The organism is Aeromonas sp. FDAARGOS 1417, from assembly GCF_019046985.1.
Taxonomy (GTDB): Bacteria; Pseudomonadota; Gammaproteobacteria; order Enterobacterales; family Aeromonadaceae; genus Aeromonas; species Aeromonas veronii.
In genome coordinates this window covers 2,398,214-2,416,520 of record NZ_CP077221.1, presented here as the reverse complement: position 1 = coordinate 2,416,520, position 18,307 = coordinate 2,398,214, and the positions used below count along the sequence as shown (strand labels likewise).

Below are 18,307 nucleotides of genomic sequence, written 5' to 3'. Positions count from 1 at the left end.
CTCCTTAAAATCGGGTGGTGCCAGCCTGAAGCAGGCCAGCCTTGTGCAATGTGGTCAGCAGATCGTCCTTGTCGAGCAGGGGTGACAGCGTGACCCCCTGCGGCAACACCGGGCCGTAAATCTGGTTGAAGGGAACCGCAGCCGCGCCCCGCTTACGCAGGAAGGCGGCGATGGTGTCGCTTGGTTTGCTCCAGTCGCCGCGCAGGGCCACCACATCGGGGGCCGAGAGGGCCTGTTGCACCTCATCGCGCAGCAACACGTTGTATTTGTTGGCCTTGCAGGTGACGCACCAGTCGGCGGTGACATCGATAAAGACCCGCTTGTTCTGGGCCAGCGCATCTGTGATGGCGCGTTCGGAGAGCGGTTGCCAGACCACCTTGTCAACGTTGGCCGAGCCCTGCGCGCTAAAGGTACCGCTCAGCAGCAGGGGGCTGCCAATCAGGGCGGCGAGGGCGATCGCCAGTGTGAAGCCGCGGATGCCGTAACGCCAGATGATGCCAATCAGCAGTGCCAGCAGCATGGCAACCATCAGCCAGCCGGTGGCATAAGTGCCGAGATGGTTGTCGAGCAGGCTGGTGAGCCAGAGGCTGGAGCCCAGCATCATCAGGCCGAGCAGGATGCGCAGATGGTTCATCCAGCGCCCCGGTTTCGGCAGCCAGAGGGCGAGCCGTGGCAGGGCCGCCACCAGCAGCCAGGGTAGGCTCATGCCAATTCCGAGCGCGGTGAAGATCAGCCAGAGCTGGCCGAGTGGCGCCGCCAGCGCAAAGGCCACCGCGGTGCCGAGGAACGGTGCCGAGCAAGGGGTCGCCAGCAGAGTGGCGAAGCTCCCCTGCAGGAAGTGACCGCCGAGGCCGTTGCCGCCGCTGGTGGCAAGGCGGGTGCTGAGGGCGCTGGGCAGGCGGATCTCGAACAGCCCCAACAGGTTGGCGCAAAACAGCAGGGTGACCAGCACCATCAAGCCGATAAAACCGGCGCTCTGGAACTGGATGCCCCAGCCGACGGCCCCTTGCGTGGCGCGCAGCAGGCTGCTCATGGCGGCCAGCACCCAGAAGGAGGCGATGATCCCGGCGCTGGCGGCGAGGAACTGCTTGCGCACCGCTCCCTGTTCACGCTCCTGATGTTGCAACACAGTTCCCAGCTTGAGCGCCAGCACCGGCAGCACGCAGGGCATCAGGTTGAGGATCAAGCCGCCGAGCAGCGCCGCCCCCAGCAACCAGAACAGCGAATGACTCTGGTTGGGCAGCGCGAGCGGCGCGCCGATCGTCCCCTTGCCCTGCCATGCCTGTTCGCCACTGGTGAGCAGCAAGCCGAGGGATTGGCCGCGCAGATCCGGCGCATCCCCCTGCCAGCCGTCGCTCACCGGTACCCGGGCGATCAGGGTGTTGCCCTCAACCTCAAGCGCCGGTTTGCCAAACTCGGCCCCCTCCAGAGCGTCGATAAAGAGCGCTGGTGATTGCCAGCCCTCTGCCCGCTCGGCGCGCAGTTGCAGCTGGTTGTGCTGATAACCGAGCTCGATCCGGGTCTCAGCAGGCAGCGGCTGGGGCAGGTTGCTGATGGCCTTGGCCCAGCCGAAGTCGAAACCGGCTGGCGCTCGCCCATCCACCGCGAGGGTGAAGGGGAAGTCGGTCAGGATGCAGACGTTGCTGCAGGTCGATAGGCGCAGAGTTCCCTTGAGCGATTGGCCGGCAGGGTAGTTGAGGCTCAGAGGGAAGGTCACATTCCCCTGATAACCCTGGGTGCTGAGCCCGGCTACCTCGAAGTGGCGTGGCACCGGCCAGCGCCACTGAAAGTCTCCGACCGGCTCGTCCCACAGGATCTGGGGAGCAATGCCCCCTTCTCCCGGACTGTGCCAGTAGGTCTTCCAGCCCGACTCCAGCTCCACATCGAGCAGGATGCGGGTCTGATCTGCCGTGCTGCGGTCGGCCTGCAGCCGTACCCGGGCGTGATCATTCTGTGGGCTGGTGAGCCAGCCCGTGTCGCTGGCCAATCCCATGGATTGCCACAGCAGACCGCCCAGTAGCAGGGCCGCCTTGAAGAGATTCGACATCTTTTTGGTCTCGCAAAAATTGAGTGACAGCTAACGAAAGAACGCTGCCGAACTCATTCCCGCCAGACGCACAGGGTGAGGTGCAGACGCCGCTCGGGCGGCGAGATGACTCTGGGAGGGGGCAGTGGCGGTGTGTAGTGCCAAAGGGGGGCCAGCAGGGCGATCAGCACGGCCACGGCAAAGAAAAGCTGTTCGACGCAGAGCAGGGTGGCGGCGCTTAGCCACTTGCCGTTGAGCTGGCAGCTGGTGGGTTGCGGGCTGGCCGGTTTGGCATCCTCTTGATCCGTTGCCGAGCCTGGAACGGGCAGTGCCTGACAGCTGAGGGCGTGATCGAGCAGGGCAAGCCGGGCCAGCGGCTGGGCCGCACAATTGAGCACCAGCAGGCAGACCAGCAGCAGGAGATGTTTCGCTACCCGTTGTTGCAACATCATGTTCGCCCCGTCCATCAAGATGGGGCCATCCTAACGACCAATGGCGGGTGGGGCAAGTCGGTGGCGTATTGATGAGCAGTACTGTGGGTGGCGCGACGGGGTGGTCGGTTCTGTTTGGCGAACGCTTGTTCGCTAAAAGGGGGATCAGTATACTGCGCCGAGTTAAAACTCGAGGTGTTCGATGCTCAAAATTGCCCGTGTGCTGCTGCTTGGTCTGCTGCTCATTTTCTGGTTCCTGTTCGGCCTGCTGCTCTGTCTGGTTCGTCCGCGCCATCCCAACAACGTCTATGTCTTCGCCCGCATGTATCACGCGGTCTGCCCGCTGATCGGGCTGCGAGTCAAGGTGACGGTGGCCGACGAGGTCAAATCGGTCGGCCCGGCGGTCTACGTCTGCAACCACCAGAGCAACTTCGACATCTTCACCGTGACCGGTGCGGTGCGGCCTGGCGTGGTGGCAGTGGGCAAAAAGAGCCTGCTCTGGTTGCCGCTGTTCGGCCTTATCTTCTGGCTTTCCGGCAACGTGCTGATCGACCGCTCCAACCGCTCCCGTGCCATCGGCACCATAGGTCAGGTGGTGGATCGCATCAAGAACCGTGGTACCTCCATCTGGATGTTCCCGGAAGGGACCCGCTCCCAGGGGCGTGGCCTGCTGCCGTTCAAGGCAGGTGCTTTCCACACTGCGGTACAGGCTGAAGTGCCCGTGGTGCCCATCGTCTGCTCCAGCTACTTCGGTCAGGTCGACCTCAATCGCTGGGATAACGGCGAAGTGCTGGTGGAAGTGATGGCCCCGGTCTGCAGCAAGGAGCATGGTGCCAGCGGCATTCGCGATCTCTCCGACACCTGCCGCGCCCGGATGGAGGCCAAGCTGAACGAACTGGACAGCAAGCTGGGCCACAGCCACGCCGCCTGACGGATAGCGCAGACGAATCGACAAGGGAGCCACAAGCTCCCTTTTTTGTTGGTAAAAATCACCACCTGGTTGGCTATTCTCACCAATAAACTCTTCTTGAATTTCCCCGTAAAATTCCATCTATCTGTAAAACAACAATAATTTTTCTTGGCACGGCTCTTGTAATGCAATGGGAAGAGATAGCCATCCCATCAACAAGGAGCCAGACCATGAGCGTATTCAGCCGCCTGACCGACGTGATTAATGCCAACCTGCACAGCCTGCTCGACAAGAGTGAAGAGCCGGAGAAGATGCTGCGACTGATGATCGAAGAGATGGAGCAGGTGCAGGTCGAGATGCGTACCCAGGCCGCCCGCGTGATTGCCGAACAGAAACAGCTGGAGCGTCACCAGCAGGTGTTGCAGGCGCAGATCCTGGAGTGGTCGGCCAAGGCCGAGCTCGCCATCCAGAAGGGACGTGAGGATCTGGCCCGTGCCGCGCTGACCGAGAAGCTGGCGGAGGTCAAAAAATGTGAACAGCTGGAGCAGGACAAGGCCCGGGTCGCCGAGGTGCTGGCCCAGCTCACCGCCGATAGCGAACGGCTGGCGGCCAAGCTGACCGAGGCGCGCGAGAAGCAGAAACTGCTGACCCTGCGCGAGCAGACTGCCCACAGCCGCATTCGTGCCCGCGCTCAGGTGGACAACCAGCGTATGCATGAGCTGATGGCGCGCTTTGACGGTTTTCAGGGCCGGGTCGATCAGCTGGAAGCCCAGCTGGAGGCGGCCACTCTGGGGCAGAATCCCTCGCTGGAGGCCCAGTTCCGCGAGCTGGAGCTCAATGACGAGATCGAGCGCGAGCTGGCTCGCCTCAAAGGCCAGAAGGCGGAGGTGTAAACATGAGCCCCTGGCCCAAGGATCTGGTGCATCGCAAGCTGACCGGGGTCTGCGCCGGTATTGCCAGGCGGTTGGGGGTCTCCAGAGTCACGGTGCGGGTGGTGGCACTGCTCGCCCTGATCCTGATGCCGCCGCTGGCACTGGCCGCCTATCTGCTGGCGGTGCTGGTGATGCCGCCCCGTTATGAATTGAAGCGCTGGCTGGATTGACCGAAGGGTTGATCAGCCGGCAGACAAGGTACTGATAAGGAGCAAGTTATGCTGGAATTTTTCATATTGCTGGTGGTGCTGCTGGTCATGGCACTGACCGGTTTTACCCTGGTAGCCATGTTGCTGGTGAGCGGCCTGTTCGTGCTGCTTGGGGCACTGGGCGGCATGCTTGCTCTGATCATCAAGCTGGCCCCCTGGTTGTTGCTGGTGCTGGCAGTTTGCTGGCTGATCAGTAACCGCAACAAGCGTTCCAATACCTACCTCTAACCCGCCTGAGGTTGTGCAAGACGTTGTGTGATGCTCCCTGATTTCCCCTTTCCGGCCACTCATCGAGTGGCCTTTTTTTGCCTGTCGTCCTCAAGGCTGGGTGGCTGCGGGTAACCACTGGGGGCTCCAGCTCTGCCAGAGTGCCGGGCTGTGGATCAGCTGCTCCTTGAAGGTTTTCGGCTGCTGCTTGAGGCGATATTCGATGCGCAGAGCCACCCCCTTCTCGCCGACTTCCTGTTGCCACGCCAGTGTCAGTGGCCCCTTGCCGCGCAGGGCGCGAGCGCCCTTGCCACTCTGGTGCTGGCGCAGGCGGCGCAGCGGATCCGTGCTGATCCCGGTATAGAGCAGGCCGGTGGCGGTGCGCACCATATAGACAGACCAGCGGGAAGGGGCGGATGGTTGCGGCGCTGGAGTGGTGGTCGCGGGTTCTCTCATTCAAATTCTCTGTGCCAAACTCAGAGGCAGCTCAAGGAGGTGCGATGAGAGTCTGGTTTTGGTTGTGGTTACTGTTGTCGGTCCCGGCTCTGGGGGAGACGATCCGTCTCTACGATTACCATCAGCATCCCCCCTTCAACACCGGAGTGGATGCAGGGCTGAGCCGCGAGCTGGTCAAGTATCTCAATGAAAAGCTGGGGGGTGAACCCAGAATCGAGCTTTGGCTGGTCAATCGCGCCCGGCTGGCGCTGGAGATGGCAGATCCCGACTTTGACGGTCTGGTGGTCTGGGTCAATCCGGCCTGGGTGGGGGATCCCCATCGCGAGCGCTATCTCTGGACCTTTCCGGTGATGCGCGACACCAACGAGCTGGTCTCGAACATCGACAACCCGGTCACCTATCGCGGGCCTGACTCCCTCAAGGGGTTGGTGTTTGGCGGGGTGGAGGGTTACCGCTATCAGGGGATCGATGATGCGGCTGGCCGCGGGGAGCTGGTGCGTCAGGATGCCAAGAAGGTGAAGACCAATCTTGAGCTGCTGGTGCGCGGCCGCATCGATGTGACGCTGGTGAGTGGTTCATCGCTGGGCTTTTTCATCGACTCACAGCACTATCAGGGCAAGCTGTTTATCTCACCCTTCCCCCAATCCAGCTATACCCGCCATATCCTGCTGCCCAAATCCCGTCCCGAGCTGCATGCCACCCTCAACGACATCGCCGAGCAGATGGACAGAGATCCCCGCTGGCACAAGGTGCTGGAGTCCTATCGCGGTACGCCCTGAGGGCGGCGCTTGAGCCGATGCAGTGGCAACAGGCTCACCAGCAGACCTGCCCAGACAAAGGCGAAACCGACTGCCTTGATGGGGTCCGGCGCCTCACCAAACCAGTAGATGGCGAGCAGGAAGGCGAGGCTGGGCTCGATATATTGCAGCAGCCCCACAGTGCTCATCCGGGTTCTCGCCACCGCGTAGCAGAACAGTCCCACCGGCAGCAGGGTGGCGGGCGCACTGCCCATCAGCAGCAGCTTGTCGGCCAGATCTCCGTTCACGAATGCCCCTTCCCCGTGCCATGCCAGCGTGCCGATGATGATCAGCGCGACGGGCAGCTGCACCATGGCTTCCAGATAGAGGCTGGTGCCGGTGTCGTAGTGGATCTTCTTCTTGATAAGGCCGTAGCAGGCGAAGTTGGCCCCCATGATGAGGGAGAACCAGGGGAGCTGGCCGTAGCAGAACAGCATGTAGGCGAGCCCTGCCAGCGCCAGTGCCACCGCCAGATGCTTTTGCGGGGTGAGCCGCTCTTTGAGGAAGATGACGGCGAATACGATATTGAACAGCGGGGTCATAAAGAAGGCGAGGCTGGTGGTCAGCACTTGCCCGGTAGTGAGGCACCAGGTGAACATGCACCAGCTGATGGACATAACGGGGCCCGCCAGCAGAATGAGGCCGAGCTGGCGCGGCTCACTGCGCAGTTGTGCCCACGGCACCTGGTGGCCAAGCAGCAAAAACAGGGCGCCCAGCAGCACCACAGACCAGAGCACCCGGTGGGAGATCAGCTCCCACATGTTGACCTCGGGCATGAATTGATAATAGAGCGGCAGCATCCCCCACAGGATGAAGGAGAGGGTCGCGGTACCGGTACCTAGCCAGTTTTTCATTATTGTCCGTTTATTAAATTAAACATTCATGGCGATAGTAGGGGGCGAGCCCTGTTTCCACAAGAGGGAAAACAGGGAAATGCTGGTACTATCAACGTCATGCAGCGAATCGATAAGTTGTTTGAGCAAATCAGGGCCTGCCGTCTGTGCGAGGCTCATCTGCCGCTGGGGCCTCGTCCGGTGATCCGCGGGGCCGAGAGTGCCCGTTTGCTGATCATCGGTCAGGCGCCCGGCACCCGGGTGCATGCCAGCGGTATCCCGTGGGATGACCCCTCCGGTGACAGACTGCGTCAGTGGCTCGGGGTCGATAAGGCCACCTTTTACGACGAATCCCGCATCGCCATCATGCCGATGGGGCTCTGCTATCCCGGCAGGGGAAAATCTGGCGATCTGCCACCGCGCCCCGAATGTGCGCCTACCTGGCACGACAAGGTATTGATGCTGTTGCCCAATATCGAACTGACCCTGCTGATCGGCCAATATTCACAAGCCTACTATCTGCGGGGGGCAGCCAAGGGTTCGCTCACCGAAACGGTGCGCAGCTGGGCCGACTATGGCCCCGGCTGGCTGCCGTTGCCGCATCCTTCACCGCGCAATACCCTCTGGCTCAGGAAGAATCCCTGGTTCGAGGATGAGATTGTCCCCCATCTGCAGCAAAGGGTCGCCCCTTTGCTGGAACGACCCTGAGCGTTTAAACCGCCGGTTCGGCCAGCGGTTTGGGTTTGCAGCGGGCCATGGCGATAAGCGGCAGGACGATGCAGATACAGCCCAGCAGCAGCGGCAGGCCCGGCTGCTCGTCAAACAACCATACCCCGATGGCCACCGCCATCAGCAGACCGGTGTACTCCGCCGAGGCGATCTTGCTCGCCTCCGCCTTGCGATAGGCCACCACGCACAAGCCCGCATAGACCATGATCAGCGCCGAAGAACCGAAGGCGGGCCACCACATCTGCCACTGCCAGTTGCCCCCTTCCCATAATGCCAGCGCCAGAATGAAGGGCATGCTCAGCACGTTGGTGAAAAACAGGGTCTGGGCGATGGGCTGCTTGAGCGGGATCCGCTTGATCAGCAGATTGTTGAGCGCCATCGACAGCGCCACCCCGAGCGCCGCCAGTGCGGCCCAGTTCACTTCAGTCGGGCGCAGCACGATCAAAACCCCGATAAATCCGATGACTGCGGTCAGCACCTTCTGGCGCGAGATCGCTTCCCCCGCCATCCACACCGCCAGCGGCACCATCATCAGGGGGGCGGCATAGAAGAGGGCATTGGCTGTGGCGAGCGGCAAGCGGGTGAGGGCGACCACCATCAGGCAGACGCCGACCGCCCAAATATGGGCCCGCAGCAGGTGCCACTTGATGGCCACCGGCGGGTTGCGGCGCCATGACCAGAGCAGCCAGGGCATCAGCAGAATGGCGGCCGAGAGCTGGCGGAAAAAGACAAACTGGAAGATGGGCTGATCCGGATCCAGCACCTTGACCAGCGCATCGGAAAAAACTGCCACCATATTGCCCAGCACCAGATAAAGGATGCCGATCCCTACTGCATTCATACCACCTCCCACTTCAGATAAGCGGAGGGTAGCGTGCCGGTTGATATCCAGTAAAATGATAAAAAGTGACCACTCATGAGATATTTAGATAATGAAGCTTCCTCCCCTGCGTGCGGTGCAATATTTCGAGGTGGTGGCCCGGCTGCTCAGCTTCTCCCGCGCCGCCCTTGAACTGAACGTCAGCCAGAGTGCGGTCAGCCACCAGATCCGCCTGCTGGAAGATTTTCTGGGTGAGCGCTTGCTGTTGCGTCAGGGTCGGCTGCTCTCGTTGACTCCACAGGGGGAGAGCTACTTCGAGGGAATTGCCGCCGGGCTCGGCCAGATTGCCCAGAGCAGCGAACAGCTGCGTGGTGGTGGCGAGATGCGGCTGCGCCTCGCGGTCTACAGCTCGTTTGCGGTGAAGTGGCTGATCCCGCGGTTGGCTGGATTGCGCCAGCTCTACCCCGAGCTGGATTTGAGTCTGGAGATGGTGGCGGAAGACCCCGAACTCTCCGATAGAGTGGCGGACTGCTTTATCACAGTCTCACCCCACGGGCGAGGCTACTGTCACGATCTTATCTATCAGGAGCGGCTCTTTCCGGTCTGTAGTCGCCGCCTGTTGCAGCAGATCAGCGGGGAGTGGCCTGAGGCCATCTGGCAGCTGCCGTTGCTTTCGGTGCAGTCCATCTACAAGGCGCGGGGGGAGGATTGGCAGCGCTGGGCCAAGGCGGGTGGGCTGGTTATTCCGGACGAGGCGCGGATGCACCATTTCAGCCATGTGCTGCTGGCGATGGAGGCGGCAGCCTGGGATCAGGGGGTGGCATTTGTGAATGACTACATGCTGCGGCCCGATGATCCCCAACTGGTGGCCTTGCCGGTACACCAGCTGGAGACGGGGGATGCCTTCTACTTTACCTGCAAGCGCTCACGGGCCCATGAGCCCGCTATCAGCCGGTTGCGCCAGTGGCTGATGATGGAGACACGCCAGAGCATGCCGCTCTAGCGTGGTATCAAGCCTTCTTGAACTGGCTTAGGACAAACAGGCTGGTGGCACAGACCACCACTGACGGGCCCGCCGGGGTGTCCTGATACCAGGAGAGGGTCAGCCCGCCGAGTACGGCGAGGCAGCCGATCAGCGCGGCAAAGCCGGCCATCTGTTCCGGCGTCTGGCTGAAACGGCGGGCGGTGGCGGCGGGAATGATCAGCAGGGAGGTGATGATCAGCGCCCCGACAAACTTCATCGCCACGGCGATCACCAGCCCGATCAGCAGCATCAATACGCAGCGCAGCACATCGACCCGGATCCCCTCTACCCGTGCCAGCTCTTCCGAGATGGTCATGGAGAGCAGGGGATCCCACAACCGCCACAGGGTGAGCAGCACCAGCGCACCACCGCCGTAGATCCAGAGCAGATCCATCGGTTGTACCGAGAGCAGGTCGCCAAACAGGTAGGCCATCAGATCCACCCGCACGTTATCCATAAAACTCAAGGTAACCAGACCGAGGGACAGGGCGCTGTGGGCCAGAATGCCGAGCAGGGTATCGGTGGCCACCTGCTGGTTGCGACTCATGATCACCAGCAGCATCGCCATGGCGAGGCAGCAGACCACCACCGCCAGGGTGAGATCGACCTGCAGCAGGATGCCCAGCGCGATGCCGAACAGGCAGGCGTGGGAGAGGGTGTCGCCAAAGTAGGCCATCTTGCGCCATACCACGAAGCTACCTAGGGGGCCGGCCAGCAGGGCAATGCCGAGACCGGCCGCGAGGGCGTATAACAGAAAGCTGTCCACTTGAATGTCCTGTTGCTTGCGCTATTTACTGTGAGCGTTGTTGCGAGAAGGCAGGCGGATGACGGGGGCCTGCGGTTCATGATGATGGTGTTCGCCGTCGCAGTGGTGATGGTGGGTATAGACCGCCAGCACCTCCTGCTCCGGGCGCCCGAACAGGCGGGCAAATTCGGGATGGCGGGCCACGCTTTCCGGCTCGCCATGGCAGCAGACGTGGCGATTGAGGCAGATCACCTCGTGGGTGCTGGCCATCACCAGATGCAGGTCGTGGGAGACCATCAGCACGGCGCAATTGAACTCGGCGGCGAGCTGGCCGATCAGGGCATAGAGCTCTATCTGGCCGGTGATATCGACCCCTTGCACCGGTTCGTCCAGCACCAGCAGCTCGGGCTTGACCAGCAGGGCGCGGGCCAGCAGCACCCGCTGCATCTCGCCGCCGGAGAGTTTTTGCATCCGGTTTTCCAGCAATCCCTCTGCGCCCACCCGGGCTAGAGCTTCCTCGATGGAGAGGCGGCTATTTTTGCCCAGTTGCAGGAAGCGACGCACCGTCAGCGGCAAGGTGGGATCCAGATAGAGGCGCTGGGGCACATAGCCGACTCTCAGGTCGCGTCTGCGGGTGATCTTGCCCGAATCCGGCGTGAGCAGACCCAGCACCAGCTTGCTCAGGGTGCTCTTGCCTGCCCCGTTGGGGCCGACTAGCGTGGTGATTTTGCCTTTATTGAGGGTAAAGGAGACCTTGTCGAGCACAGAGCGTCCATCAAACGAGAGAGAGACCTCTTTCAGCTCTACCAATTGGCTCATGACAACTCCGGGGTTTACAGCCAGTGAGAGTTATAATATAACAAAAAGCAGCTGTTATATTATCACATACTCACCCCCTGACGAGATTCACCAATGAGAATTATTGCGCTTTTCACTGCCCTGCTGGCGGTGAGTTTGCCTGTTCGTGCCATTGAGGTACTGACCACCATCAAGCCGCTAGGCTTCATCGCAGCAGCGATCACTGACGGCGTGAGCGAGCCCAAGGTATTGCTGCCCACCGGTGCCTCTCCCCACGATTTTTCCCTGCGTCCGTCCGATATTCGCAGCATCAACAGTGCCGATCTGGTGGTGTGGGTTGGCCCCGAGCTGGAAGGTTTTATGGCCAAGCCGCTGGCTAACTATCCCCATGCTCTGACCCTGACTCAGGTTGAGGGTATGCCGTTGTTCAACTACGCGACTCAGGATAGTCATGGCTCCCATGACCATGATGATCACGATCATGCCGCCCACGAGCACGGTGACCATGATGAAGGGCATGAGGGACATCATCACGAAGGGGTCGATCCCCATATCTGGCTTGGCCCGACGCAGGCCAAAGTGATTGCCAAGGCGATCGCAAGTGAATTGGGCAAGCTGGATCCGGCCAATCAGGCTCGCTATGACGCCAACCTCGCGGCATTTGATACCAAGGTGGATGCCAAAGACAAGGTGATTGCTGGCCAGATGAAGGCGGTGAATGAGAAGGGGTACTTTGTCTTCCACGAGGCGTATGGCTACTGGGAACGCCACTACGGCATGAGTTCAAAGGGTCACTTTACCGTGAGCCCTGAGCGTCGCCCGGGCGCCAAGACCCTGGTGGATATTCGCAAGGCACTGGAAGAGAAGCAGGCGAGCTGCATTTATGCCGAGCCGCAATTCTCACCGGCTGTGATCGAATCGGTTGCCCGTAATACCGGTGCCAAGGTGCTGTTGCTTGATGAGGTGGGTGAACAGGTACCGCTCGGCCCGGATGGTTATCCCCAATTCATGCAGCAACTGGCAGACGCATTCGCCCAGTGTCGCTGATCGCCTGCTGAGCCTCTCATCCGGAGGGGCTATACTGACCTCCAGCATCTGACATGGAGTGTCCGGTATGAAATGGTTGTTGATCCCGGCCTGTACTCTGGCGCTATGTTGCGCCAACGTGCAGGCTTCGCGTCTTTCCGAATATATTGCCAGTCCGGACCTGCGGGCCAAGCTGCAGGAAGTGTATGGTGGCAGGGCCATCCAGCGGGCCGAGGCATTTTCTCGCTTGCTCACCCCCAGAGCGGGTACAACCGACCAGCAGAAGATCGAGCTGGTGAATAACTACTTCAACAATCTGACCTATAGCGAGGATCCCAAGCTGTGGGGAGATGAGGATTACTGGGCCAATCCGCTGGAGTTCATCGGCGCCCGGGGTGGGGATTGCGAGGATTACAGCATCTCCAAGTACTACACCCTGATGGAGCTGGGGGTGGATGAGAAGAAGCTGCGACTGGCCTACGTCAAGGCGGTGCGTTACAACCAGTTCCACATGGTGACGCTCTACTTCCCGACACCCAAGGCTGACCCACTGGTGCTCGACAACATCAACAGCCGGATCCTGCCGGGCAGCAAGCGTACCGATCTCATTCCCGTTTACAGTTTCGATGCCAAAAGCATCTGGATCATGAAGTCACGGCGGGAAGGGACGCTGGCGGGGAGTGCCGATCGGTTGGCGCAGTGGACATCGATGAAGACCCGTTTCTCCAGCGAGCAACTGCGCTCTCCCCGTCGTCAGTTATAGCTTGCCCGCCGCTTTCAGCTCCTCGAAATATTTCGCCGCGCCCGGATGCTGTTCAACACTCAGCACCGGGCCGGTTTTATTGCGTGCCCGGTGAAACATATTGGCGTAGCCATAAGTCTGCTCATTGAACTTGGTCTGCTGGGTCAGCATGGCCTTGGTCAGACGATAGACAGACTCTTCCGGCATGGTGGCATTGGTAACTAGGGTGGCGGCAATCGCAAAGGTGGGGGTCGCCTTCAGATTGCCGGGGTAGATGCGGGCGGGCACCTGACTGCGTTGGTAATATTTGACCCCCTTGAGTAGCCGATCACGGGTGGCCCCATCGATGGGGAGGAAACTGACCGCGCAACGTTTGGCGGTGTTGAGCACAATCCGGTTGGGATGCCCCATCACCAGTGCAAATGCGTCAATCTGCTTGCTGCAGAGCGCATCCGGCAGGTTGGCCATGCTCTTTAGATCGAGATCCTGCTCTTTCGCTCCCAAGATGTTGAACAGGGCCAGGGCCGTCTGGCGGGTTCCCGAGTTCTTCAACCCCATGTCGATGGGGGCAAGCTTGAGCTGTTCCAGTGAAGTGATATCGCCATCGGCACGGATCACTATGGTGAAGGGCTCGGCATGGGTGGCAAACAGGGCGCGCAGCTCAGGTTGCGGCTGGGTGGTAAAAGGGCCCAAGCCCTGGCTTGCCTGATACAGCCAGTCTGACTGCACCATGGCGTAGGCGGTCTCGCCACTCTTCAGCCGCGTCAGGTTTTCTATTGAACCCGATGAGCTCTGCAGTGTGAACGCAAGTTGTTCGTCGACCTCATGAGCCAGACGGCAAAACTCTTGGGTTATCTGGTGATAAATCCCCTGCTCACCCCCGGTGGCGATAGTGACGGTTTCAGCCATCAGGCCGGGTTGCCACAGCAGGGGCAACAGCATGGCGAGCTTTTTCATGATTGCGCCTCCTTGGCATAACCATCGATACCCCAGGTCCGCAGTTTGTCGATGTCGCGACACTCTCCCGATTCTGCCAGCAGGGTATAACCGGCGGCATGCATGGTTTGGGAGAGCAGATTCCAGTAGAGCGACGCATCGGTCAGCTGACAGCTGATAAAAATGGGATTGAGCGGGTCAAGTTGATTGAAGGTATCCGCATTGAGGGGAATGGCGCTGAAGGCGAGCTCACACCCCTGTTCCTGCAACGCAGCCAATGTGGCTTGGCCATGGGCCGGGAATGTGGCTACATCCCAGCGCCAATCCAGTGTTTTTCCTCGCCCCTGGCTTAGCAGAGGGGCGATTTCGGACCATTGCGGGTGATTGAGCAGGGAGAGGGGCAGCAAGATCCCCTCTATATGAGAGTGCTGCCACTGTTGCAGGGCGCTCTGGATGGTTGCGAGATCGCTGTCGGCACCGAGGGGCTGACTGGGCAAGAAACGCTGATAGAGGGCGATCTCTCCTTGTGTGGAGACAAATTTTTGCAGTTGCCCGCCTTCCGGCAGTGGGCTCACTCCTTGCAGCGGCTGTGGGGGCGTCAGTGGCAGCTGTTTTCCCAGCTGGGTGATTTTGAGTCGTTGTTGCAGCAGATCCCGTTTGCGTTCGGAAACCAATTGGTTGATGGAAAGTGCCACTTCTTTGAGGTCTTGCAACCAAGGAGTAGGCAGGGTGCTGTTGAACTGGTGTTTGCGGATGCGGATCAGCTGTAGGTTGATCTGCTCCAGGGGCTGCAGCAGGCGTTTGCACACCAGGGAGATGATCAGGGTAAATACGACGAGGCCCGCCAGCAGTGCCAGACCGGTGCGACTGATGGCATTCCACAGATGCTGATAGGCGTAGCCGCTATGCCCCTCAAGGGTCAGAGTGCCCAGCATGCGCCAGCCATCGGTCAACTCTTGCTCAATTTTGACGGGGGGCATGCCGATAACCGAGGGAAGCCAGCCGGGGACATTTTGCTGGGTAGAGTGGAAGACCTTCTGAAACAGCAACTGGCCATCAGGATCGATCAAGGTGACCGAGCTGACGAAGCCGCCATCGAACATGGCATTGACGATGGTCTCGGCCAGCACATTGTCGTCATTGAGCAGGGTTCCTTGCAGCACCAGCCCGAGAGCGGTGATGGCGGTTTCCAGGTTGGCTGACATCTGGTCGAGGATGGATTGGCGGACCGTCGTGACTTCCAGTGCAAACAGCAGCGCTGCACCGATCAGGAACAGGACGACAATTATTCTGATTAACAGTTTTGCTAACGACATATCCACTCCATGGAAAAGTTATCGCAACATTTCAGGTTTCTATTCAGTATCGAATCCGACCCGGTTCTTAAAAATAGGAAAAAATGGTTAAAAAAGACGATCATTTCTGCCCATCCGGGCGGGTTATGCATAAAATGTGAGGTTCATGCAGATTGTGATGAACTATTTGTAACTATTTGTGTCCAACAAACAGTTTTATACGGTTTTGTCACAACTGACATCGCAACTCACACCCTTTAGATCTAAATACAGGATAGCGGATGAAACGTCTCCGTCCCTTGGTAGTACAGGCTGCCAATTGGGAACCACCGGTTCCCCGCAAACACTTTTACGCCATGCTGATGCTGACGGCCATGACCCTGTCAGCAGTGGCATTATTGCCAGCTCCGGGTGACATCCTCGAGCGGCCGCTGCGTCTTGAGTTGCCCATTGATACCGCAGGTACGGCAACCAACGAAAACAACACCGACTTTAACGAAATCCCCGATCACGAACTGGTTGATCAAAGTGCGCCGGATGACGACATCCCGGTTGACACCACCCCCCAGTGGCAGGATTACCGGGTCCGCAACGGCGAAAACCTGACCGCCATTTTTAACAATCTCGGTCTCTCCACCACCACCCTTTACAAGGTGCTGGACGCGGACAACAAGAACTATCTGGCGCGCCTCAAGCCGGGCCAGAATATCGAGCTGCTGATCGATCAGGACAACATCCTGCAGCAACTCAAAATCCGCCTGAACATCAAGCAGACGCTGGTGATGGCGCGCAGCGATGATGCCTATACCGCCTCCATGATCAATGAGAAGGTTGAGTGGCAACCGCAGCGTTACAACGGCGTGATCAACGGCAGCTTCTATGTCAGTGCCCGCAATGCGGGGATTCCGGCCAACCATATCCAGAAAATTGCCAACCTGTTCCAGTGGCGAATGAATTTCGCCAAGGATCTTCAGAAGGGCGACAAGTTCAAAGTGCTGGTACGCCAGGAGACGGTGGAAGGCAAGAGCACTGGTAACAGCCAGCTGCTGGGTGTGGAAGTGACCAGCCAGGGCAAGACGGTATCGGCCTGGCTCTCCGATGACGGCAACTATTACGACGGTCAGGGCAACAGTCTGGAGCGCGGATTCCGCCGCTACCCGACCCACAGCCGCTATCGGATCAGCTCCAACTTCAACCCAGCGCGCAAACATCCGGTAACCGGTATGGTGCGTCCTCACGAGGGCACTGACTTTGCGGTGCCGGTGGGCACGCCAGTGCTGGCGACTGGCGATGGTATCGTCCAGAAGGCAACCAGCCACCCGCTGGCGGGTACCTATATCGTCATCAAGCATGGCCGTACTCTCTCTACCCGTTATCTGCACCTGAGCAAGCTGCTGGTCAAAACCGGTCAGCGAGTGAAGATGGGCGACAAGATCGGCCTCTCCGGCAACACAGGTCGCTCGACCGGTGCTCACCTGCACTACGAGCTGCGGATCAACAACCGCCCGGTCAATGCCATGACCGCCAAGCTGCCGATGGCTGAACCGCTCAGCGGCAAGGAGCGTCGTCAGTTCCTTGCCAAGGTGAAGAGCTACCGCAAGGAGCTGGCAGCGGGTTGATTCCTGTCGTCACAGCCTGAAATGAAAGGCCCCGCCAGATTGGCGGGGCCTTTTTACATGCGCAGTGACGGTCAATAACCCTTGTCGAAGTCGATTTTGCTATCCAGTGGCTGGCCATCGATAAAGCGGATGTAGTTGCGCACAAAGATCTGGGCCACATCATCCGGGAAGCTGTAGGCGCTGTTGTGGGGGGTGACGATGAGGTTGGGTTGGCCCCACAATGGACTGTCGGCGGGCAGCGGCTCCTGCTCGAACACATCCAGCACCGCCATCGCCAGCTTGCCGGTACGCAGTGCGGTGAGCAAATCGCCCGAGTGCACGGCGCTGCCACGACCGACGTTGAACAGGATGGCGCCCGGTTTGCAGTGTTCGAAGCGGGCGGCATTGAACAGATGACGGGTATCGCGGGTGGCTGGCAGCACGCTGACGATGACATCGGCCTGCGCCAGCATCTTGTTGAGCGCAGGTAGCTGATAAACCTGATCAAACCCGGCCCGCTCCCGACCGCTGCGGCTGATGCCCAGCACCTTCATGCCAAAATGTTTGCCGGTGTGGGCAATATGCTGACCAATGCTGCCGGTCCCCAGGATCAGCATGGTGCGCCCCTTGAGGCCCTGATAGGGGTGGCTTTGCCACAGTCGCTGTTTCTGCTGTTCCCGATAAAGGGGGATTTGGCGCATCAGGCTGAGCAGATGACCAAAGACATACTCGCTCATCAGCGGGCCGAAGATGCCGCGCACATTGGTGAGCTGGTAGTCGCGGCGACTGTCAGGGTCGAGCAGCACATCGACTCCCGCATAGGTGGACTGGAACCAGCTCAGCTTGTTGGCTTTGGGCAGCAGCGGTTTGGCACGGGCCGGTTCGGCCATCAGAATATGGGCTTCGCCGATCAGCTTCTCGGCATCGCTCTGGTTATCGGCTCGCAGAATGCGCAGATGGGGGAGATTGGCGGCCTTGAGCAGCCGTTCGTAGTGAGCATTATCCTGGCTGAGCAAAAGAAGGGTACGTTGGCTCATACTCTTGTTCCTTATCAGAATTTGCGGCGCAACAAGATGCCGCTCTCGACCCATCTTACCTGACTTCATATCGCAACATAGCCGACCAGGGCGCTTTTTCGTTTTCGCCGCGCGCCTCGTGGGCTACAATCTGCCCCACATTTTGCAAAGGATCCGACTCCAGTGTTTGGTGACAAGTTTTATAAGCGACTGGCCGAGCTACAGCCTTGGCAACAGACCGTCTACACCCTGGCGCTGGCAGAGCGCATGTACCCCAACTATGCCCTGTTCTGTCAGGCCTCCGGTTTTGGCAATGCTGGCGCTTTCCGGCATGCGCTGGATCAGATGTGGGTCTACCTCACCGTCAAGGGATCCCGGGTCAATCTGGGGGCCATTCTCGAAGAGTTCGAGTCTCACATTCCGGATCCCCGCAAGTTTGAATCCTACGGTGCCTATCCGGCGCTTGATGCCTGTGTTGCGCTGGGCTGCGCCTACAACTCGGTGATCTGCCGGGTCGGCGAAGAGGCCAACGATGCCAGCCATGCGTCGGTCGGTACCGTGGCCGGTTTTATCGAGCTGCTGGAAGAGCGGGATCTGACCGAAGAGGAGCTCTACGAGCACGAGTACATGGAAGCTGAGCTGGAGTTCCAGGTTGAACTGCTCAAGCGGGTTGCCCATGAGCGTGACAGCGATCGTATCCTGGCCATCAGAGCATTCGCCTCTCAGGATGGCGTCTCCAATATCGGGATCAGCTTGGAAGAGTAATCCTCTACGACC

Annotated in this window: 21 protein-coding genes; 11 read left to right on the top strand and 10 right to left on the bottom strand. The window is 59.8% G+C overall.

The features are described 5' to 3' along the window. Nucleotides 1–4: 4 nt before the first annotated feature. Both I6L47_RS10935 and I6L47_RS10930 read right to left on the bottom strand, forming a co-directional pair. A complete protein-coding gene (locus tag I6L47_RS10935; protein WP_216947411.1) occupies nt 5–2,047 on the bottom strand; it encodes a protein-disulfide reductase DsbD in 2,043 nt (680 codons plus the stop codon). A gap of 53 nt (nt 2,048–2,100) precedes the next feature. Then, the gene (locus I6L47_RS10930) at nt 2,101–2,478 is read right to left on the bottom strand and encodes a hypothetical protein (protein ID WP_181222649.1); all 378 of its coding nucleotides are present in this window, start codon (nt 2,476–2,478) and stop codon (nt 2,101–2,103) included. A gap of 181 nt (nt 2,479–2,659) precedes the next feature. Between I6L47_RS10930 and I6L47_RS10925 the strand changes: the two genes are divergently transcribed. The 4 genes from I6L47_RS10925 (at nt 2,660) to pspG (ending at nt 4,736) form a co-directional block, all read left to right on the top strand. After that, a complete protein-coding gene (locus I6L47_RS10925; protein WP_216947410.1) occupies nt 2,660–3,388 on the top strand; it encodes a 1-acylglycerol-3-phosphate O-acyltransferase in 729 nt (242 codons plus the stop codon). Nucleotides 3,389–3,597: 209 nt separating this feature from the next. After that, complete coding sequence (pspA, locus tag I6L47_RS10920) at nt 3,598–4,260, top strand: phage shock protein PspA (RefSeq protein WP_139461369.1); 663 nt, start codon at nt 3,598–3,600, stop codon at nt 4,258–4,260. Nucleotides 4,261–4,262: 2 nt separating this feature from the next. After that, nucleotides 4,263–4,469 (top strand): PspC domain-containing protein, encoded by a 207-nt coding sequence (locus I6L47_RS10915; protein WP_005335873.1) that lies wholly within the window; start codon nt 4,263–4,265, stop codon nt 4,467–4,469. 48 nt (nt 4,470–4,517) lie between these two features. Continuing rightward, complete coding sequence (pspG, locus tag I6L47_RS10910) at nt 4,518–4,736, top strand: envelope stress response protein PspG (protein ID WP_216947409.1); 219 nt, start codon at nt 4,518–4,520, stop codon at nt 4,734–4,736. Between the two features lie 90 nt (nt 4,737–4,826). On the opposite strand, the gene I6L47_RS10905 is transcribed toward pspG, so the two are convergent. Next, nucleotides 4,827–5,171: a GIY-YIG nuclease family protein gene (locus I6L47_RS10905; protein ID WP_216947408.1), complete on the bottom strand. Its 345-nt coding sequence runs from the start codon at nt 5,169–5,171 to the stop codon at nt 4,827–4,829. Between the two features lie 44 nt (nt 5,172–5,215). On the opposite strand from I6L47_RS10905, the gene I6L47_RS10900 reads away from it, so the two are divergent. Beyond that, on the top strand, nt 5,216–5,950 hold the full coding sequence (locus I6L47_RS10900; RefSeq protein ID WP_108541231.1) for an ABC transporter substrate-binding protein: 735 nt from the start codon (nt 5,216–5,218) through the stop codon (nt 5,948–5,950). On the opposite strand, the gene rarD is transcribed toward I6L47_RS10900, so the two are convergent. Further along, the gene (gene rarD / locus I6L47_RS10895; protein WP_106844071.1) at nt 5,932–6,822 is read right to left on the bottom strand and encodes an EamA family transporter RarD; all 891 of its coding nucleotides are present in this window, start codon (nt 6,820–6,822) and stop codon (nt 5,932–5,934) included. The genes I6L47_RS10900 and rarD overlap by 19 nt on opposite strands. 99 nt (nt 6,823–6,921) lie before the next feature. Here rarD and I6L47_RS10890 point away from each other — a divergent pair, with 99 nt between their 5' ends. Beyond that, nucleotides 6,922–7,509 (top strand): uracil-DNA glycosylase family protein, encoded by a 588-nt coding sequence (locus I6L47_RS10890; RefSeq protein ID WP_216947407.1) that lies wholly within the window; start codon nt 6,922–6,924, stop codon nt 7,507–7,509. 4 nt (nt 7,510–7,513) lie between these two features. On the opposite strand, the gene I6L47_RS10885 is transcribed toward I6L47_RS10890, so the two are convergent. Continuing rightward, the gene (locus I6L47_RS10885; RefSeq protein ID WP_216947406.1) at nt 7,514–8,371 is read right to left on the bottom strand and encodes a DMT family transporter; all 858 of its coding nucleotides are present in this window, start codon (nt 8,369–8,371) and stop codon (nt 7,514–7,516) included. Nucleotides 8,372–8,462: 91 nt separating this feature from the next. Between I6L47_RS10885 and I6L47_RS10880 the strand changes: the two genes are divergently transcribed. Continuing rightward, on the top strand, nt 8,463–9,353 hold the full coding sequence (locus tag I6L47_RS10880) for a LysR substrate-binding domain-containing protein (RefSeq protein ID WP_216947405.1): 891 nt from the start codon (nt 8,463–8,465) through the stop codon (nt 9,351–9,353). Nucleotides 9,354–9,360: 7 nt separating this feature from the next. On the opposite strand, the gene znuB is transcribed toward I6L47_RS10880, so the two are convergent. Together znuB and znuC are read right to left on the bottom strand one after the other, a co-directional pair. Then, nucleotides 9,361–10,140, bottom strand: coding sequence for a zinc ABC transporter permease subunit ZnuB (gene znuB / locus I6L47_RS10875; protein ID WP_033115078.1), 780 nt, complete (start codon nt 10,138–10,140; stop codon nt 9,361–9,363). Between the two features lie 21 nt (nt 10,141–10,161). Then, entirely contained in the window at nt 10,162–10,938 is a 777-nt protein-coding gene (gene znuC, locus I6L47_RS10870; RefSeq protein ID WP_216947404.1) for a zinc ABC transporter ATP-binding protein ZnuC, read from the bottom strand. A 93-nt stretch (nt 10,939–11,031) separates the two neighbouring features. Here znuC and znuA point away from each other — a divergent pair, with 93 nt between their 5' ends. Together znuA and I6L47_RS10860 are read left to right on the top strand one after the other, a co-directional pair. Then, nucleotides 11,032–11,964, top strand: coding sequence for a zinc ABC transporter substrate-binding protein ZnuA (gene znuA, locus I6L47_RS10865; protein WP_216947403.1), 933 nt, complete (start codon nt 11,032–11,034; stop codon nt 11,962–11,964). A 67-nt stretch (nt 11,965–12,031) separates the two neighbouring features. Then, nucleotides 12,032–12,706: a transglutaminase-like cysteine peptidase gene (locus I6L47_RS10860; RefSeq protein ID WP_005335848.1), complete on the top strand. Its 675-nt coding sequence runs from the start codon at nt 12,032–12,034 to the stop codon at nt 12,704–12,706. On the opposite strand, the gene I6L47_RS10855 is transcribed toward I6L47_RS10860, so the two are convergent. Together I6L47_RS10855 and I6L47_RS10850 are read right to left on the bottom strand one after the other, a co-directional pair. Continuing rightward, nucleotides 12,701–13,642, bottom strand: a complete 942-nt coding sequence (locus I6L47_RS10855; RefSeq protein ID WP_216947402.1) for a TAXI family TRAP transporter solute-binding subunit — start codon at nt 13,640–13,642, stop codon at nt 12,701–12,703. The two genes, I6L47_RS10860 and I6L47_RS10855, sit on opposite strands and share 6 nt — an antisense overlap. Continuing rightward, nucleotides 13,639–14,937, bottom strand: coding sequence for a LapD/MoxY N-terminal periplasmic domain-containing protein (locus I6L47_RS10850; RefSeq protein WP_216947401.1), 1,299 nt, complete (start codon nt 14,935–14,937; stop codon nt 13,639–13,641). The genes I6L47_RS10855 and I6L47_RS10850 overlap by 4 nt, the downstream gene beginning before the upstream one ends. A 260-nt stretch (nt 14,938–15,197) precedes the next feature. Here I6L47_RS10850 and mepM point away from each other — a divergent pair, with 260 nt between their 5' ends. Next, nucleotides 15,198–16,535, top strand: a complete 1,338-nt coding sequence (mepM, locus tag I6L47_RS10845) for a murein DD-endopeptidase MepM (protein WP_005354854.1) — start codon at nt 15,198–15,200, stop codon at nt 16,533–16,535. 71 nt (nt 16,536–16,606) lie between these two features. On the opposite strand, the gene I6L47_RS10840 is transcribed toward mepM, so the two are convergent. After that, a complete protein-coding gene (locus I6L47_RS10840; protein ID WP_216947400.1) occupies nt 16,607–17,551 on the bottom strand; it encodes a D-2-hydroxyacid dehydrogenase in 945 nt (314 codons plus the stop codon). Nucleotides 17,552–17,713: 162 nt separating this feature from the next. Here I6L47_RS10840 and I6L47_RS10835 point away from each other — a divergent pair, with 162 nt between their 5' ends. Beyond that, nucleotides 17,714–18,295 (top strand): YjaG family protein, encoded by a 582-nt coding sequence (locus I6L47_RS10835; protein ID WP_021231718.1) that lies wholly within the window; start codon nt 17,714–17,716, stop codon nt 18,293–18,295. Nucleotides 18,296–18,307: the final 12 nt, after the last annotated feature.

Coding starts and splice junctions, on each gene's coding strand:
- I6L47_RS10935 (WP_216947411.1), bottom strand. CDS start 2,047: ATGTCGAATCTCTTCAAGGCGGCCCTGCTACTGGGCGGTCTGCTGTGG.
- I6L47_RS10930 (WP_181222649.1), bottom strand. CDS start 2,478: ATGATGTTGCAACAACGGGTAGCGAAACATCTCCTGCTGCTGGTCTGC.
- I6L47_RS10925 (WP_216947410.1), top strand. CDS start 2,660: ATGCTCAAAATTGCCCGTGTGCTGCTGCTTGGTCTGCTGCTCATTTTC.
- pspA (WP_139461369.1), top strand. CDS start 3,598: ATGAGCGTATTCAGCCGCCTGACCGACGTGATTAATGCCAACCTGCAC.
- I6L47_RS10915 (WP_005335873.1), top strand. CDS start 4,263: ATGAGCCCCTGGCCCAAGGATCTGGTGCATCGCAAGCTGACCGGGGTC.
- pspG (WP_216947409.1), top strand. CDS start 4,518: ATGCTGGAATTTTTCATATTGCTGGTGGTGCTGCTGGTCATGGCACTG.
- I6L47_RS10905 (WP_216947408.1), bottom strand. CDS start 5,171: ATGAGAGAACCCGCGACCACCACTCCAGCGCCGCAACCATCCGCCCCT.
- I6L47_RS10900 (WP_108541231.1), top strand. CDS start 5,216: ATGAGAGTCTGGTTTTGGTTGTGGTTACTGTTGTCGGTCCCGGCTCTG.
- rarD (WP_106844071.1), bottom strand. CDS start 6,822: ATGAAAAACTGGCTAGGTACCGGTACCGCGACCCTCTCCTTCATCCTG.
- I6L47_RS10890 (WP_216947407.1), top strand. CDS start 6,922: ATGCAGCGAATCGATAAGTTGTTTGAGCAAATCAGGGCCTGCCGTCTG.
- I6L47_RS10885 (WP_216947406.1), bottom strand. CDS start 8,371: ATGAATGCAGTAGGGATCGGCATCCTTTATCTGGTGCTGGGCAATATG.
- I6L47_RS10880 (WP_216947405.1), top strand. CDS start 8,463: ATGAAGCTTCCTCCCCTGCGTGCGGTGCAATATTTCGAGGTGGTGGCC.
- znuC (WP_216947404.1), bottom strand. CDS start 10,938: ATGAGCCAATTGGTAGAGCTGAAAGAGGTCTCTCTCTCGTTTGATGGA.
- znuA (WP_216947403.1), top strand. CDS start 11,032: ATGAGAATTATTGCGCTTTTCACTGCCCTGCTGGCGGTGAGTTTGCCT.
- I6L47_RS10860 (WP_005335848.1), top strand. CDS start 12,032: ATGAAATGGTTGTTGATCCCGGCCTGTACTCTGGCGCTATGTTGCGCC.
- I6L47_RS10855 (WP_216947402.1), bottom strand. CDS start 13,642: ATGAAAAAGCTCGCCATGCTGTTGCCCCTGCTGTGGCAACCCGGCCTG.
- I6L47_RS10850 (WP_216947401.1), bottom strand. CDS start 14,937: ATGTCGTTAGCAAAACTGTTAATCAGAATAATTGTCGTCCTGTTCCTG.
- mepM (WP_005354854.1), top strand. CDS start 15,198: ATGAAACGTCTCCGTCCCTTGGTAGTACAGGCTGCCAATTGGGAACCA.
- I6L47_RS10840 (WP_216947400.1), bottom strand. CDS start 17,551: ATGAGCCAACGTACCCTTCTTTTGCTCAGCCAGGATAATGCTCACTAC.